This is a genomic window from Salinivirga sp. (assembly GCF_055145285.1).
Map to the genome: position 1 here is coordinate 1 of NZ_JBSRDC010000029.1, position 16706 is coordinate 16706.

Annotated in this window: 11 protein-coding genes; 6 read left to right on the plus strand and 5 right to left on the minus strand. The window is 39.9% G+C overall.

All coding sequences use genetic code 11. The annotated features are described in order from the left end of the window. Nucleotides 1-134: 134 nt before the first annotated feature. The 3 genes from ACTB0Y_RS06185 to ACTB0Y_RS06195 all read right to left on the minus strand — a co-directional run bounded on the left by ACTB0Y_RS06185 (nucleotide 135) and on the right by ACTB0Y_RS06195 (nucleotide 4100). Nucleotides 135-1463, minus strand: a complete 1329-nt coding sequence (locus ACTB0Y_RS06185) for a UDP-N-acetylmuramoyl-tripeptide--D-alanyl-D-alanine ligase (RefSeq protein WP_463205939.1) — start codon at nucleotides 1461-1463, stop codon at nucleotides 135-137. 132 nt (nucleotides 1464-1595) lie between these two features. Next, nucleotides 1596-3074: an SUMF1/EgtB/PvdO family nonheme iron enzyme gene (locus ACTB0Y_RS06190; RefSeq protein WP_463205940.1), complete on the minus strand. Its 1479-nt coding sequence runs from the start codon at nucleotides 3072-3074 to the stop codon at nucleotides 1596-1598. A 63-nt stretch (nucleotides 3075-3137) separates the two neighbouring features. After that, nucleotides 3138-4100, minus strand: a complete 963-nt coding sequence (locus ACTB0Y_RS06195; protein WP_463205941.1) for a PorP/SprF family type IX secretion system membrane protein — start codon at nucleotides 4098-4100, stop codon at nucleotides 3138-3140. 293 nt (nucleotides 4101-4393) lie between these two features. Here ACTB0Y_RS06195 and porU point away from each other — a divergent pair, with 293 nt between their 5' ends. The 4 genes from porU to ACTB0Y_RS06215 are packed head-to-tail and all read left to right on the plus strand — an operon-like array spanning nucleotide 4394 to nucleotide 10248. Beyond that, the gene (porU, locus tag ACTB0Y_RS06200) at nucleotides 4394-8245 is read left to right on the plus strand and encodes a type IX secretion system sortase PorU (protein WP_463205942.1); all 3852 of its coding nucleotides are present in this window, start codon (nucleotides 4394-4396) and stop codon (nucleotides 8243-8245) included. A 47-nt stretch (nucleotides 8246-8292) separates the two neighbouring features. Further along, entirely contained in the window at nucleotides 8293-9486 is a 1194-nt protein-coding gene (gene porV, locus ACTB0Y_RS06205) for a type IX secretion system outer membrane channel protein PorV (protein ID WP_463205943.1), read from the plus strand. A gap of 20 nt (nucleotides 9487-9506) precedes the next feature. Then, the gene (gene ispF, locus ACTB0Y_RS06210; RefSeq protein WP_463205944.1) at nucleotides 9507-9986 is read left to right on the plus strand and encodes a 2-C-methyl-D-erythritol 2,4-cyclodiphosphate synthase; all 480 of its coding nucleotides are present in this window, start codon (nucleotides 9507-9509) and stop codon (nucleotides 9984-9986) included. 4 nt (nucleotides 9987-9990) lie between these two features. After that, nucleotides 9991-10248 carry a thioredoxin family protein gene (locus ACTB0Y_RS06215; RefSeq protein ID WP_463205945.1) on the plus strand — a complete coding sequence of 86 codons (258 nt, stop codon included), beginning with the start codon at nucleotides 9991-9993 and terminating at the stop codon, nucleotides 10246-10248. 3 nt (nucleotides 10249-10251) lie between these two features. Here the strand turns inward: ACTB0Y_RS06215 and ACTB0Y_RS06220 are convergent, their stop codons facing one another. Beyond that, nucleotides 10252-10644: a hypothetical protein gene (locus tag ACTB0Y_RS06220; RefSeq protein WP_463205946.1), complete on the minus strand. Its 393-nt coding sequence runs from the start codon at nucleotides 10642-10644 to the stop codon at nucleotides 10252-10254. A gap of 185 nt (nucleotides 10645-10829) precedes the next feature. Here ACTB0Y_RS06220 and ACTB0Y_RS06225 point away from each other — a divergent pair, with 185 nt between their 5' ends. Continuing rightward, a complete protein-coding gene (locus tag ACTB0Y_RS06225; RefSeq protein ID WP_463205947.1) occupies nucleotides 10830-11924 on the plus strand; it encodes a DUF5074 domain-containing protein in 1095 nt (364 codons plus the stop codon). Here ACTB0Y_RS06225 and ACTB0Y_RS06230 read toward each other — a convergent pair. Then, nucleotides 11921-13927, minus strand: coding sequence for a urocanate hydratase (locus ACTB0Y_RS06230; RefSeq protein WP_463205948.1), 2007 nt, complete (start codon nucleotides 13925-13927; stop codon nucleotides 11921-11923). The genes ACTB0Y_RS06225 and ACTB0Y_RS06230 overlap by 4 nt on opposite strands. Before the next feature lie 266 nt (nucleotides 13928-14193). Here ACTB0Y_RS06230 and ACTB0Y_RS06235 point away from each other — a divergent pair, with 266 nt between their 5' ends. Next, the gene (locus ACTB0Y_RS06235; RefSeq protein ID WP_463205949.1) at nucleotides 14194-16443 is read left to right on the plus strand and encodes a helix-turn-helix domain-containing protein; all 2250 of its coding nucleotides are present in this window, start codon (nucleotides 14194-14196) and stop codon (nucleotides 16441-16443) included. Nucleotides 16444-16706: the final 263 nt, after the last annotated feature.

Consider the following 16706-nt stretch of genomic DNA (forward strand, 5'->3'; position numbering starts at 1 on the left):
TTTTAATTTCAATACTAATCTGAAATCGAAACGCAAGCCCATGCCATGCCCCCACTGCCAGTATGAATAATGGTTTTTTTGTAAACACAAAACCCTGCGAGAAGCAGGGTTTGTTGTTTGGGGGTTACAAAATATTACAATTCCGGGATAAGACGCTCCATCTGCATGCCTCTGGAGCCTTTTAAAAGGATGGTCTTATTGCGAAGTTTATTTTTTTTCAATTCAGCCGTCAGGTCTTTCAAATCTTTAAACCAGTTCTTTGTAGTATCATTCTGTAAATTATAAAACTCATCACCCACGTAATAAACATCTTCAAACGTGTTTAAATCATCGATGAAATGTATTAAAACATCGTGCTCCCTACTACTTACCTTACCAAGTTCAAGCATGTCGCCGAGTACCAGAATTTTTGATTTAGCATCAAATTTCACAAAATCTTCTATGGCCAATTTCATAGATGTTGGGTTCGCATTATAAGCATCCACAATAAGTACATTATGATCAGTTTTTAAATACTGTGAACGATAATTATCCGGCTTATAAGATTCTAAAGCGTTTTTAATTTTCTTATCTGCTACATCGAAAAAGTTCCCAACACAAGTTGCTGCTAAACCATTTTCGAAATTATAACTACCCACGAGGTTCATTTCAACATATCTGTTTTTATCGGACCAGTCAAGTTCTGTTTCGTCAAAAACCATTTCACCGGTTGAAATCCACCTGAAGCTAACAAAGGGTGAATCAGCGATTAATTTTCCCTGACAATGAGTAAACCTGCTAATACCGTAATGTATGGTTTTACGAGGAGGATTCATATCTTCCAAAAACTCGTTGTCGTAGTTAACAAAAGCGGTTCCGTCATTTACATATAGATAGTCGTAAAGCTCACCTTTAGTTTCCATAATTTTCTCAAAGGTTCCGAATCCTTCCAGGTGAGCTTTTCCAACGTTTGTAATAATACCATGGGTAGGTTGTGCAATTTCGCATAATTCACGAATATCGCCGGGTTTATTGGCACCCATTTCGATTACAGCAATATCATATTCTGATGTAAGCTCAAGAACAGAGAGGGGTACGCCTATATGGTTATTAAAATTACCCTTTGTACTAAATACTTTATAGGCCTGACCCAGTACTTTAGATATGAGTTCTTTTGTAGTAGTTTTTCCATTGGTTCCGGTTACAGCAATAACAGGCATTGAAAATTTCTCCCGGTGCGCTTTCGCAAGATTCTGTAATGTGGTTAACGCATTTTGAACTAAAATATACCGGTCTGATGTCGCAACTTCAGGATCATCAACAACTGCATAGCTACATTTTTTAAGCGCATCAGTGGCAAATTGGTTACCATCAAAATTTTCTCCTTTTAATGCAAAAAATATACTATTTGGTTCAGCTTTACGACTATCGGTACAAATTTTCGGGTTTTGCTGAAATATTTTGTACAATTCCGGGATGTTCATGTAGTAAAGTTAAAAATAATTAATCAAATCTACATATTTTGTTTTGAAAACACGCACAACCTACTGATAACTTCTCAACAAAAAAAGACCGCCATTAAAGCGGTCTTTTAATATATTTAAATGCGTTCCATATTAATAAGCAGCAGGTTCTCCAAGTCTTGTCATAGCGCAACGGAAACCTAAATCATCTCTTGCATCATCTTCCTGAAGATAACGCCGGGTACCGGGGCTTAACCAATAAATGCGGTCTCTCCAGCCACCACCTTTATACACACGTGTGTGGTCGTTGATAAGCGATGCAGCATTTGGGTCTTGAAGGTCTTTTCCTGTATAATACATACGCTGAGAACCTTCTCCGCGTGCAGCCTCTTCATCTTTGTAGTAGATACTTGAAGCAAGATCGCCATCCATGTAGTTGATATTGTCGGCCTGACGATAATTTCTTCTGCCATATGCTTCTTCGTCTGTTACAGGACGATACTGAATGCGTCCCAAACTGTCTTTTCTTGCAATTTTACCTTCTGCATCACGTACCTGGGTTTTAAATACATTACCCCTGAATGGGCGAAACTCGTTAAAGTCAACGAAGCTCATAGGACGATAAACATCCAAAACCCACTCATTAACATTCCCTGCCATATTATAAAGTCCAAAATCATTAGGCCAGTAAGAATATACGCTATTTGTAACATCTGCACGGTCATTTAAAGCTCCTGCTACACCCATCATATCTCCGGCACCGCGAACGGCATTAGCGCGAAATTCACCACGCTCGCCTCTTTCTTCTTTACGAAGACGGTCTCCACCCCAGGGGTAAATTCGGCGTTCGTATACCCTCTCGCCATTAGTTTCTCCTATCAGGGCAAGAGCTGCATATTCCCACTCCGCCTCAGTTGGCAAGCGATATTTTGGCAAGAATATGCCATCTTCCATGCGTACTTTACGGGTGTCTTTATTGGGATCTAAATCTGGAAGGGGCTCATCAACAGCACCTTCATACTGACCGGCAAGATATGCTTCTGTATTGAAATTTGCTTCATCCTGCTGATTGGGATCCTGCAATAACACACCATAATTAATCAAAATCTGTTCGTTTACACGATCTGTACGCCATTCACAAAAATCATTGGCCTGTAACCAGTTTACACCTACTACAGGATATGATTGATAAGCAGGATGGCGGAAATAGTATTCGACATATGGTTCATTGTAGGCCAAGGGTCTGCGCCAAACCAATGTATCTGGTAAAGCGTTTTTGTGTACGTCAGGATAACTAACGAATACACGTTTGAGCCAGTATAAAAACTCACGGTAAGCTACATTGGTTACCTCAGTCTCATCCATATAAAATGAAGAAACGGTTACCTGACGTGGGAAGTTATCCCATTCATGCATTACATCCTGATCTGTCCGCCCCATGACGTATGTACCTCCTTCAATCAACACAAGACCAGGACCTGTTTCCTGTTCATAATAATCTCCATAAAATTGGAAACCACCGTTATCGGGATTGTTATACTCCCATCCCGTTACACTGGAAGTTTCCTTACTGCACGATGCGAGTGCAAATAAAGCTGCAATTAACAATAAATTGAACGCACGAATTTTCATAGTTTTCCGATTTAGGTTCATGTTACAAATATATATAAAATGAACAGATTTCTTAATATTTTATTAAAAACTTAAACAATTCTTATGATTTAATCTATCATCCTTCTTTTTGAAGGTTGATAAATAATAAATTACTGCTACCTCGTGGCCTCCGGAAACTATTCCGGCGCCGTTGAGCGGAAAATCGTAACTGTAAGAAAACTCTATATTGTTACGTTTTATTGTGGCCATTAGTATTAAAAAACTTGTTTTTAATGGAAAATGGTTTCTTATCCACAAACCGGCTCCAATCTTATCGTAGATTGCATATACGCCAGATGTCAGATGATTGTTACCATTTTGTGCCTCAAAAATCATTTGTGGCGAAAAAAATCCATAACGGGCCCCTGGCAACCGGTACTGAATCCTTGCTGCGTAATGTAAAATATACTTGCGAAAGACAGATGAATTAATATTAATAGCTTGGGCCTGACTTTCTGTTATATGCCGGACTGCCAACCCCGCGAAATGTTTTTTCTTGTACCCCACGCCTGCTCCGGCTGCTAAATCATATATTAAAGTGGAAGGAGGCGCGACACCACTGTTTGCTGTTCCGCTATTTATACTTGAAGGCAAACGTATATCAGATTTATTCCATGTGCGATATATGCCTCCTGCTTCCAGTCCCATCGTAATAAAAAAGTTTTGTGTTATACGTACTTTCCTCGAAAACTGGAATCCAAATGTACCTACCCGTTTCAACCCATCTTCATGCCATTGAAACATTCCTCCCAGCCCGGAATTAGTCTCAATAAGAGGGATATCAAATGCAATAGCATAAAAAGTTTGATCCAGCGGACCGATTGAGCTATTACGATAATTAATGTAGGTTCGCCCACATTCCTGGAGGGCTGTTAGTGAGGGGTTTAAATAAATCGGGTTTTTATAGAATTGTGAGAATGAAACATCCTGTGCATTTGACTTAAAACCAAACGACATCATAACAATAACTATCAAACATGTTTCTGCTAATGACCTTTTCCCCACAGTAATTTCTTTATTAAAACTAACAGCAATGCAATTTGCATACGTGATGTAGCAATAATTTATTATTTGCAGCGTTTTCTTTTTCAAGCAAATTTATCAATTCAACTTTAATATTACTAAGTTGTCTTAACTAAGTATTAAAACTTTTTTATTTAAAGGAATCCGAATATTGATCGATATCAGCCATAGCAAAGGAATATAGTTTTTTTATGCAGAAACTGTTTTTTTTAAATAAATGCAATTATTTTCGATGCTTCAAAGTTAAATTAGAACATAATTAGACTTACCAAATAATGAAAATCAAGTATATATATCAGAAGATCAATCCTATGTACAACAATATTTTAAAAAGACCACACATCAGCAAATTGCTATTGTTTTTCTTTTTAGCCCTTGCGGCCGGTCTTAATGCACAGAACCAAAAGGTGATTGATGTAAATATCAATTGGATAGATGACGATAAACTTACCAGACCCTATTTTACAGACTGTTATTATTTTGATAGCATAGAGCATCTTCCATTCTATTTTACAGTAATAAATATGCCTGATTATACTTCGGACGTTAATATTAAAATTTCCAATATTTCATTTGCAACGCATTCTAATCATAACAACCTTAAAAAAAGCGAAATACCGAATAATATTGACTATAGCTATAAAATTGTCACAACAAAAAAACGCAGAAAACTACATTTATGGGTCAATGCGGCAATGAATAGAAATGGTCAATATACGCTGCTCAAGGAAGCGAAAATTGCTGTTAACTTTAAAAAATCGAATCGTCAACCCCTTAACGAGCAAATAAGGAACTACGCAAACAACTCTGTACTTAGCACAGGCGAATGGCGAAAAATAAAAGTTGTAGAAAACGGGATATACAAAATTACCTATAATCAACTATCCAACTGGGGTTTTAGTAACGCGGGTGACATACGTATTTATGGATTTGGGGGCAAACAATTGTCTTTCAGAGTAGATTCTGATGATCCCAATGATTTGCCTCAGGTCCCAATATGGATGGAAAAAGGAAATGATGGCATATTCAATAATGGCGATTACATTCTTTTTTATGGACATGGGATATTAAACCGCCACGCAGATACGGCAACAAATAAAATCCGTATTAAAGAACACGATTATACTACAGAAGGCCACTATTTTCTTACCACATCACTCGGACCGGGCGCCAGAGTAAACACCCAAAACCATAATGCCAATAACCATACAATTACAAGAAATACTTTTACTGACATCCAGTATTACAATCATCGATCTACCAACTTAAATTATACGGGCCGCATATTTTTTGGCGAACCGCTGCAACCAGGTGAAGATGAATCCTTCAACTTCAATTTTCCAAATATTGTCACAAGCACACCACTTACTATAAAAACTCATGTGGGAGCCATCTGCTCCGGAATTACTTCTTATTTCAGAATGTACCTCAATGAGAATATGTTTCATCAGGTATCTGTATCGCAAAGTGGAAGCTACGACAAGGCAAGGGCCACTTACTCGGAAACAACTGCAAACACCAATGCTGATGAATTTACTATAAACCTTCAATACACCTCCTCCAATGTTACAGCAAATGGCTACGTAGGTGAAATTGCTGTAAGCGCAGAGCGGGCAATGATTTACGAGGGCAATTCACTCATCATGCAAAACTTAAAGGATATTGGCAAAACTGAACTTATTCGTTATGAACTAAGTAATTTCCCCGAAAATGGCAAGATTTGGCATATAAGTAACACAGGCGTACCAGTGAACATAGCGTCAGAAAAAAATGGGAACATTACCCGCTTTAAGTTCCCTGCTGATGATCAGAATTTATTCATTGCTTTTGAAGAACAAAATGCGCTCTCTCCAACTGATGCTGGCACCATTGAAAACCAAAATTTACATGGCGAAAATTTTCATGACCTTTTCATATTGGTTCATCCCGATTTCAGAAACCAGGCCGAAGAACTCGCCCAATTTCATAGAGATCGAGAAAACTTAAGGGTTCGTATAATTGAGCCACAAAAAATTTACAATGAGTTCTCAAGTGGAAACCAGGATGTGTCGGCTATAAGGAACTACCTGAAAATGTTTTACGATCGAGCTTCAAATGAAGATGAAATGCCAAAACATTTGTTGCTTTTTGGTGACGGGTCCTACGACAACATTTCACAAACAAACAATACCAACTACATACCTACATTTCAAACAAATCGTGTATACGGCTATTTATCAGTTGCCTGCGATGATTTTTTTGTTATGCTCGACAGTGGTGAAGGTGGCGATGAAGGAAATCTTAAATTGAATGGAACACTGGATATGGGCGTGGGCCGCTTTCCTGTAAGCACAACACGTCAGGCCCAGATCATGGTTGATAAAACCATTAACTACGTAGAAAATCCCAACCTCGGCCCCTGGAAAAATAATTTGGTTTTTATAGGAGATGACGCAGATAACAATGACTATTATTTGCAGCAAGATGCTTATGAATTGGCAACAATTGTAAGAAATAAGTACAAATGGATGAATCCTAAAATGATTTTAATGGATGCATATCCACAGGAATCCACACCTGCTGGAGAGCGGTATCCTGAAGTAACCAAAGCGATCACTGGAAACATTCACCGGGGTGCACTGATCTTCAACTATACCGGACATGGAAGTGAAAGCCGGCTGGCCCATGAAGGGATACTGAATAAAAACACCGTAAAAAACTGGACAAACGACAAATTGCCGTTCTTTATGACAGGCTCATGCGAGGTAAGTCGCTACGACAATAAAAACCGTCAATCGTTGGGGGAAGCCATTTTATTAAAAGAAGATGGCGGTGCCATTACGCTGTTTTCTACTACGCGTGTCGTTTATGGCAATGCCAATCAATCACTGAGTAGAAACTTTTACAATAATATTTTTAAACCCAACCAGGATGGCCGTTATAAAACCCTTGGGGAAGTAATAGCCATAACCAAAAATCTAACCGGTGGTGTTAACCTCCGCAACTTTACACTTTTTGGCGATCCGGCAGTCAGACTCGACGTGCCGCCCAAAAGAGTAATCACTGATAGTATTAACGGAATAGAAGCCTTCAATGAACCAGATACCGTTATCACCGACACACTTAAAGCATTGAAAAAAATCAGAATTCATGGTCACATTGCAGACTCATCGGGGCAGGCTAAGATGAACTTTAACGGAACGGTATATCCCGTTATTTTTGATAAACTTAAAAAGAAACAAACCCTTAATAATGATAACAATTCCTCAGGATCTTTTAACTATTACGAATACTCCAATATTATATACAAAGGAAAAGCATCAGTCCAAAACGGGGAGTTCAGCTTTGAATTTATTGTACCCATAGATATCAATTATGAATTTGGGCCGGGTAAAATCTCATATTATGCCGAAAACAGCCAAATCGATGCTTACGGCCATTTTGATAATTTTATAGTGGGAGGGTCCGATTCACTCATAGTTGACGACAGCCAGGGACCGCAGATTAATGTGTTCCTCAACGATACAACATTCGTAAACGGCGGCACAACGAATGAATCACCACTGTTAATTGCACATTTACGTGATGAATATGGCGTAAATACCACCGGCAATGTAATTGGGCACGATCTAACTGCCACCCTGAACGATGACATCACCAACAGGATTAATTTAAACGATTTTTATGAAAACGACCTGAATAGTTATCAATCGGGCAAAGTAGAATACCAGCTCATTGACCTGGACGAAGGATTGAACACTATTGAAGTTAAAGCATGGGATATTCTAAATAATTCTTCGAAATCGTACGTAGAATTTTATGTTGCCAATTCTGCAGAGGTAGTTTTGGAACACGTTCTGAACTATCCCAACCCGTTTACAACCAAAACCCGTTTTCTGTTTGAACACAATCAGGCCAATGAAATGATAGATGTGCGCATTCAAATATTTACAATTTCCGGTAAACTCATCAAAACACTGGAAACTTCTGTTGCGGGTACACAATATATGAATAACCCCATCGTTTGGGATGGGAGAGATGATTTTGGAGACCGTATCGGGCGTGGGGTATACATTTACAAAGTACGATTAACAACCCCAGACGGGAAAAGCGGAGAAAAATTTGAAAAGCTCGTAATATTACGATAATTGAAAAAAATACTTAATTTTGTACCCTTATTTTAAAAAAAAGAACGATGATGAAAGTTTTGAGAGATTTATTTTTTGTTGGTATAATTATTTTACTTACTGTTGCTAAGGTATCAGCTCAGGTCGACTATAACGAGTTACTTTCAGAAAAAGAATATAATCCTATACGTACGGCAGTGCCATTCCTAATGATAGCCCCCGACTCAAGATCAGCAGGTATGGGCGATGCCGGAGTAGCAACCACCCCTGATGAAGCATCCATATACTGGAACCCCGCAAAATTAAGTTTTATTGAAAACGATTTTGGCATGTCTTTATCATATACGCCATGGTTGCGGTTTTTGGTAGATGACATTAACCTTGCCCATCTCACCGGACACTATAGGCTGGATGAAAACCAGGTTATTGCTGCCGGATTACGCTATTTTTCCCTCGGAGATATTCAGTTTACAGACAACCAGGGTACTGCAATAAAAACCTTTAACCCCAACGAATTTGCACTTTCCGGAACTTATAGCAGACGACTGGGAGAAGAATTCTCCATGGCAATGAGTGCCCGGTATATTCACTCCAATCTTACAGGATCGACCGATGAAAATACCCATCCGGGAAATGCTTTTGCCTTTGACCTTGGCTTATTTTACACCAGGGATATAGACGTATCAGGTAAAGAAGCCAAAATGAACTATGGGCTGAATTTCTCCAATATTGGTACAAAAATGGATTATTCAGAAAACACAAAAAACTTTCTACCCATGAACATGCGGCTGGGTGGTGCATTCATGTTCCAGCTCGACGATTACAACAGTCTGGGTATTGCATTAGATTTCAATAAACTTCTCGCACCTACTACTACCTATCAAAGAGACACTACTGGTAATTTTATTACCGCCGAAGATAGAACAGATTTAGCTGTTGCCACCGCAATAGTTGAATCATTTTATGATGCACCCGGTGTTAGTGGCATGTCCACATTCGAAGAGGAAATGAAAGAGATCAACACTTCAATTGGTATTGAATACTGGTACGACAAGAAACTGGCATTTCGCGCCGGGTACTTCTATGAACCACGTGAAAAAGGTAACCGTAAATATTTTACCATGGGTGCCGGCCTCAGACTCAATGTTTTTGGTATTGATGTGGCTTATTTAATTCCAACAACTGCCAACAACCCTTTGAAAAACACCATTAGGTTCTCATTGCTCTTTAACTTCGATGCAATGGCTGCGCCGAATGAGTAAAAAGAATTTCAAATAAAACCATGCAAATTAGAACAGGCTTTGGGTACGATGTGCATAAACTCGCTGAGGGTGAAAGTCTGATACTGGGTGGTGTGAAAATCAATCATTCTAAAGGCACAGTAGCCCACTCCGATGGTGATGTATTATTACATGCCATAAGTGATGCACTTTTGGGTGCTGCTGCCTTAAAAGACATTGGTACGCACTTTCCCGACAATGATGAAACGTACAAAGATGCTGATAGCTTAAAATTATTGGCCAAAAGCTACGAACTGGTTAAGCAAAAAGGATATCAGCTTGGTAACTTAGATGCTACCATTGCACTTCAGCAACCTAAAATTAAACCTTTTATAGATCAAATGTGTTCTTATATTTCCAAAGCTCTTGGAGAACCGATAGAAAAAATTTCAGTAAAGGCTACAACTACAGAAAAACTTGGGTTTGTAGGGAAAGAAGAAGGCATCGAAGCCTATGCCTCCGTTTTAATAGAAGCAATTTAAAATTATGAAGATAAAATATTTCATCACACCCCATTGCAGCACCTGCCATGCACTGGAGCCCAGAGCTAAAAAACTGGCTGACCAATACAACATACCCTTCGAAACCGTTGATTTGGCTGCAAACCCTACAGAAAAAGGGAAATATTTGTTGTTCAGTGCCCCTGCCCTTCTGTTGTTTGATGGTGAAAAGGAAATGAAGCGTTTTGTGCGTAACTTTGGATTAAACGAAGTGGAGGACTTCATTTTACGTTTTCAGGATTAACATCTAATTCCGGGTCATTACACTGATGACGGTTTCATAGCCTACATCACCGCCATTCACTTCATACTCAAGGTTTATTTGCTTATAATCAGACTCAACCGTTCCGGAGCCCTCAATCATATAATTTCCAACCTGCTGCGTATTGATTTCGATATTAAAACCATCAACCAAAACGGTTAACTCGGTACTAATTCCTGTTCTGTAGAAATTTGTAATTTCAAACAATGATGTATCCCTAGGCGAACGTTGTATTCCCACTTCATAACGACGATAATTAGTCAGGTCTCCTGTATCCTCAACCAACCATTCGCCTATTATAGATTTATATTCATCTCTATCTTTTTCGCATCCGAAAAGAAAAAGAGATAACGTGACTAAGACAATTATAATTCTCATCAGACTAAATTTTATGTGAAGTTATGAATTTATACGCATTTTTCACAAAACGGTTCAAAAAGCAAGATAATCAAATACATTTTTTGACTAAAGTCGTAATAAAACTTATGGATAGATAATCGATAAATAAAAAATGACGAACCGCCGGGGAATATACAGACTAAAATAACTAAATTTGCAACCCAATGAGGCATTACCTTATCTACATAATATTAATTATCAGCATATTGTTCCAATCTTGCATGGATGACGACGATTGGTACAATCTCAATAATTTTAATGAAACGTCAGCAGGTATACTGATATTGAACGAAGGTAATTTCATGTATGACAATGCTTCGGTATCTTTTTACCAGCCCGATTCCATGAAAGTTTATAACGATGTTTTTGCAGAAGCCAACGGAGCTCCATTAGGCGATGTAGCCCAATCTATTACCCTCAAAGATACGCTCGCCTACATCGTACTCAATAACAGTGGTAAAATATACGTTATCAGCACAAATACCTTTAAATTTGCTGGCAAAATTACAGGGCTCACCTCACCGCGTTACATGAAGTTTATTAATGAGTCGAAAGCTTATGTAACCGACCTTTACAGCAAATCTATAAACATTGTAAATCCTATCTCATACGAGGTTACCGGACAAATCGATGTTGATAATCACCATTCTGATTTTGCACAACATGCAACCGAACAAATGATTCAATACGGACAGTATTTGTTTGTCAATTGCTGGAGTTACGATGATAAAATTTTGATAATCGATACAGAAACAGACCAGTGGGTAGACTCTCTATCGGTGCCCATACAGCCCAGAAGTATGGTAATGGATAAAAATGAAAACATCTGGGTATTGACCGACGGTGGTTTTGCAGGAAACCCATTTGGACATGAAGAGCCCGCACTGCTTCAGATCGATCCACAATTGCGGGAAATAATTTCGATGCAACGGTTCAGTTTATCCACCTCTCCTGCTGATCTTACAATAAACAATACCGGTGATACACTCTATTTTATAAACGGCCATGTTTATCGTCAATCAATTTATGAAAACAGCAATCCGGAGCTTATCATTGAAAGCCCCTATCAGGGTGCCTACGATCGTGGTTTCACAGCATTGGGGATTGATCCCGATAACGGGGACATCTACGTTGCTGATGCTATTGACAATGTGCAACGGGGAGCTGTGTACCGGTATCGACCCAATGGAACAGCCTTAGATACCTTCATGGTTGGGATCATACCTACTGCTTTTGCTTTTAAACAGAATCTACACTAAAACAACTTGGCTATTACATCGTCTGAAGCCTCATTGGGGACTGTAACTTTTAATCGTGGTTCGTGTTCCATGGCTCTTTTTATAGCAAAAACAGCACCATGGTTACGGGCCCAGCTTCTACGGGCAATACCATTATTCACATCCCAATGCAGCATCATTTTCAATCTGCGATTGGCTTCGTCGGTGCCATCGAGCAACATGCCAAATCCTCCGTTTATGACCTCTCCCCAACCAACACCGCCGCCGTTATGGATAGATACCCATGTAGCGCCGCGAAAACCATCACCAATAACATTTTGAATAGCCATATCAGCAGTGAATTGCGAACCATCGTAAATATTGGATGTTTCACGGAAAGGGGAGTCTGTTCCGGACACATCGTGGTGGTCACGTCCCAATACTACCGGACCTATTTTACCGTCATTAATAGCCTTATTAAATGCTGCTGCAATTTTCATACGCCCTTCGGAGTCGGCATACAAAATTCGGGCTTGTGAACCCACCACCAGTTTATTCTCTTGTGCGCCTTTTATCCACTGGATATTATCGGCCATTTGTTGCTGAATTTCTTTTGGTGAGTTTTGACGAATCTCTTCCAACACTTCAGAAGCTATGCGGTCAGTTACTTCAAGGTCCTCGGGTTTACCTGAAGTACAAACCCATCTGAAAGGTCCAAAACCATAGTCAAAACACATAGGTCCCATAATATCCTGAACATATGACGGATAACGGAAATTTTCATTGTTTTCATCCATAATGTCGGCACCGGCGCGACTCGACTCCAGCAAAAAAGCATTTCCATAATCGAAGAAATACATACCTTTTGCCGTGAGCTGATTAATGGCAGCTACTTGACGACGGAGAGAGTCTATTACTTTTTCCTTAAACTGTTCCGGTTTGCTGGCCATCATCTCATTGGCTTCGCTGAACGACAGGCCGGCAGGATAATAACCTCCGGCCCATGGGTTATGAAGCGAAGTTTGGTCTGATCCAAGATCTACATAAATATCCCGCGCTACCATACGCTCCCATAAATCGACTATATTGCCCAGGTAAGCAATAGAATGTGGCTGTTTTTTATTTTTATAATCCAGGGCGGTATCAATGGTACGGTCAACATCTTCGATCACTTCATCAACCCAGCCTTGCTTTTGGCGTTTGTAGGCAGCATCAGGATTTACCTCTGCACAAATGCTCACAACACCTGCAATATTCCCGGCTTTTGGCTGTGCACCACTCATTCCCCCTAATCCGGATGTTACAAAGAGGCGTGGTTTTGAAGCATCGCCTTTATGGGCAATCATACGAGTAGCATTGAGTACGGTAATGGTGGTACCGTGTACAATTCCCTGCGGTCCAATGTACATATAGGAACCGGCGGTCATCTGCCCGTATTGCGTAACGCCAAGCGCATTATAACGTTCCCAATCGTCGGGTTTGGAGTAGTTCGGAATCATCATTCCATTGGTTACTACCACCCGGGGAGCATCTTTATGCGAAGGAAACAGCCCCATTGGATGGCCCGAATACATCACCAGGGTTTGGTCGTCTGTCATTTCAGAAAGATATTTCATGGTCAGGCGATACTGGGCCCAGTTTTGAAAAACCGCACCATTTCCACCATAGGTGATTAACTCGTGCGGATGCTGTGCCACAGCCGGATCCAAATTATTTTGAATCATAACCATAATGGCTCTTGCCTGTTTCGATTTGCCCGGATACCAATCTAAAGGTCTTGCCTTCATCTCGTAGTCAGGCCTTAAACGGTACATATAAATTCGTCCGTTAAATTTGAGTTCCTCTGCAAATTCGGGAGCCAGCATAGCATGTTGCTCCTTTGGAAAATAACGGAGTGCATTACGCAAAGCCAGTTTTTTCTCCTTGGCGCTGAGTATCTCTTTTCTTTTGGGCGCATGGTTAATATTCGGATCGTATGCTTTTTTTTGGGGTAATTCTGAAGGAATTCCCTCTTGAACTAATTTTTGAAATTCTTCTCGTGTCATAGCTTTGTTTTTTAGTCACACAAAAGTATCAAATTTTTGGCGAAGCGCTTAATAAAAGCCCCACATAATTCAGCCACAGCTCCATGAAATTTAACCGAGATTGCAGAAAAAATCCACCAGAAGTTAAAAAATCCCAAACCCTCCAAAATCGGTATTCGTCTTTGATTATCTTTCTTAACTGACAACATTTCATGAACACGAAACAAAATGCCTTTGTGATTCAAAATGATAAACATTAAATTGCAGCTCAATTCAAAAAAAGCAACATGGAACAAAATACCCCGGCTGCTTATGCTGCCAAATATGTAAACAGTACGAACAGACACATTTTTCTCACCGGAAAAGCCGGCACAGGCAAAACCACCTTTTTACGGAATATTATACACCAAACGCACAAGAACTCTGTGATAGCAGCACCAACAGGCATTGCAGCTATTAATGCAGGAGGTGTTACCCTGCACTCACTGTTTCAACTCCCCTTTGGAAGCTTTGTGCCCGACAATAGTTTTTCGATTCCCAGAAATACCAGTGCTGAATTAAATACGCCTAAAACACTACTCAAATCAATAAAACTCAATAAGGCTAAAAGACAACTCCTGCAAAGCTTAGAGCTGCTTATAATTGACGAAGTAAGTATGCTGCGCGCCGATGTGCTGGATGCCATTGATGTGCTGCTACGGTCTGTCAGACGCAACCACAATTACAGTTTCGGAGGTGTGCAGATCTTGTTTATTGGGGATTTGCTCCAACTGCCACCGATTGTAAAACGAGAAGAATTAAATACCGTTGGTCAGTACTACGAAACGCTCTATTTTTTTGAGGCCAAAGCCATCAAAGACAATAAACCCATTTATATAGAACTCGAAAAGGTGTTCAGACAGGAGGACCCGGAGTTTATCAAACTTCTGAATAATTTACGTCACAATAAAATCACGCAACAGGATATTAAAACGCTCAACCAACATTATAATCCGGAAGCATCAACCAAACAGTCCAATAAAGCAATTTTCATTACAACGCATAACAAACTTGCAGATGAAATAAACCAGCAGGAACTCGATAAAATCGACGAAAACACACACACTTTTGAAGCTATAATCGATAAAGAATTTAAGCCCCACCTCTACCCGATTGACCCGGAGCTTAAATTAAAAAAGGGGGCCAGAGTAATGTTCATTAAAAACGACTACTCGGGCGAACAACGTTACTTTAATGGTAAAATAGGAACGGTTACAGCTTTTGATGATGACGGCCCTGTTGTAAGTTTTGAAGATGGCACAGACCCCTTTGTGGTTCAAAGGTATACATGGGAAAACAAGCGTTACAAACTGAACAAAGAAGTGAACGAAATTGAAACCACGGTAAAAGGTACATTTAATCATTTCCCACTCAAGCTGGCCTGGGCAGTAACGGTCCACAAAAGTCAGGGGCTTACATTTGAGCAAGCCATCATTGATGTATCAAGAGCCTTTGCCCCGGGACAAATTTATGTGGCGCTTTCGAGACTTACTTCCCTTTATGGCCTCACGCTGAATGCGCCTATTCCTGAAAAGCCACCCGAAACAGAATCTGCCTTAAAAACTTTTGCTGAAGAAAAACAAACAGCAAATAACCTGGAAGCAGGGTTTAAATCAGAAGCATGGGTGTACCTCAAGCAGGCCACAGCCAATAATTTTAATTTTAAACATTTGGAATACAGCTTTAACGAACATGCAGCAAGCTATAATAAATCGGCCACGCATTCTAAAAAGCAAAAGTATTTTCAATGGGCAAAAGAAATGGCCAATGCCATTCCGCAACACACGCGTACAGGTGAAAAATTCATCAAACAAATAAGCAAACTCGACGATCAGGAAAATTCACAACAAACAGAATACCTGTATGAACGGATCAAAGCCGCACGGCAATATTTTGAAGATAAATTCCGGCCCCTGGCCGAAAAAATTGCCACCCAGGCAAAGCAAGCCAATGAACAAAGTGGCATGAAAAAATACCTGAAAGAGTTAAAATCACTCGAGCAGGATGTTTGGAACCAAATAGAAAAAATGCACAAGACAGAAGTACTGGCCAAAGCTTATGTGGACAATACAACACCTGAAATATCTGATTATCAGTATCAGCCTGAGCAGCGCCGCGAGATGGAAAAATCATTCAAACCCGTTAGAAAGAAACCAACCGCTGAAATATCGTTCGAACTTTATCGCGAAGCCCATACAATAGAAGAAATAGCAGAAAAGCGCTCACTTGTGCCAAACACCATCCAGGGCCATCTGAGCCAATATATTGGAGAAGGCATACTAAACATTACGGATTTTATGAGCCAGGAAAACTTTGAGCTTGTGAAAAAAGCAGCCGAACATGTTGGTAGCTATAGCTCCGGTGCTATAAAAGAAGTATTGAGCAATGATTTTGGTTATGGCGATATAAAAATGGCATTGGCTGCAATGCGTTCCAAGGGCCTTATTAACCCTGAAATTGAGAAAAAAACAAAAAATTTACGCAAAAAAGAAAAATAACAGTGCGTTTCCCGAATTAGATGTATGCAACCGTTCATCTTTGCATAATCGAAAAACAAAACCTGTTTTGATTTACAAGCATGCCTGCATCAGCTCTTCCGCTATTTAGTCCGTCTATGAAGTGAAGTGTTTAGTTCAGAATGTTCGAGATCAAAGCATCGCCTTCGCATAGCTTTCGCTTCCCTTCGGTCGCCATAGGCTTGCCGCAGGTGAAACGCTATAGCTTCAGCGAACGCGGACAGCGGAGCAAGGCCTGTCCCGCA

Bases quoted from the DNA above. Each gene is read 5' to 3' on its own strand.
- ACTB0Y_RS06190 (WP_463205940.1), bottom strand. From the start codon at position 3,074: ATGAAAATTCGTGCGTTCAATTTATTGTTAATTGCAGCTTTATTTGCA.
- ACTB0Y_RS06215 (WP_463205945.1), top strand. From the start codon at position 9,991: ATGAAGATAAAATATTTCATCACACCCCATTGCAGCACCTGCCATGCA.
- ispF (WP_463205944.1), top strand. From the start codon at position 9,507: ATGCAAATTAGAACAGGCTTTGGGTACGATGTGCATAAACTCGCTGAG.
- ACTB0Y_RS06230 (WP_463205948.1), bottom strand. From the start codon at position 13,927: ATGACACGAGAAGAATTTCAAAAATTAGTTCAAGAGGGAATTCCTTCA.
- ACTB0Y_RS06220 (WP_463205946.1), bottom strand. From the start codon at position 10,644: ATGAGAATTATAATTGTCTTAGTCACGTTATCTCTTTTTCTTTTCGGA.
- ACTB0Y_RS06185 (WP_463205939.1), bottom strand. From the start codon at position 1,463: ATGAACATCCCGGAATTGTACAAAATATTTCAGCAAAACCCGAAAATT.
- porU (WP_463205942.1), top strand. From the start codon at position 4,394: ATGAAAATCAAGTATATATATCAGAAGATCAATCCTATGTACAACAAT.
- porV (WP_463205943.1), top strand. From the start codon at position 8,293: ATGATGAAAGTTTTGAGAGATTTATTTTTTGTTGGTATAATTATTTTA.
- ACTB0Y_RS06225 (WP_463205947.1), top strand. From the start codon at position 10,830: ATGAGGCATTACCTTATCTACATAATATTAATTATCAGCATATTGTTC.
- ACTB0Y_RS06235 (WP_463205949.1), top strand. From the start codon at position 14,194: ATGGAACAAAATACCCCGGCTGCTTATGCTGCCAAATATGTAAACAGT.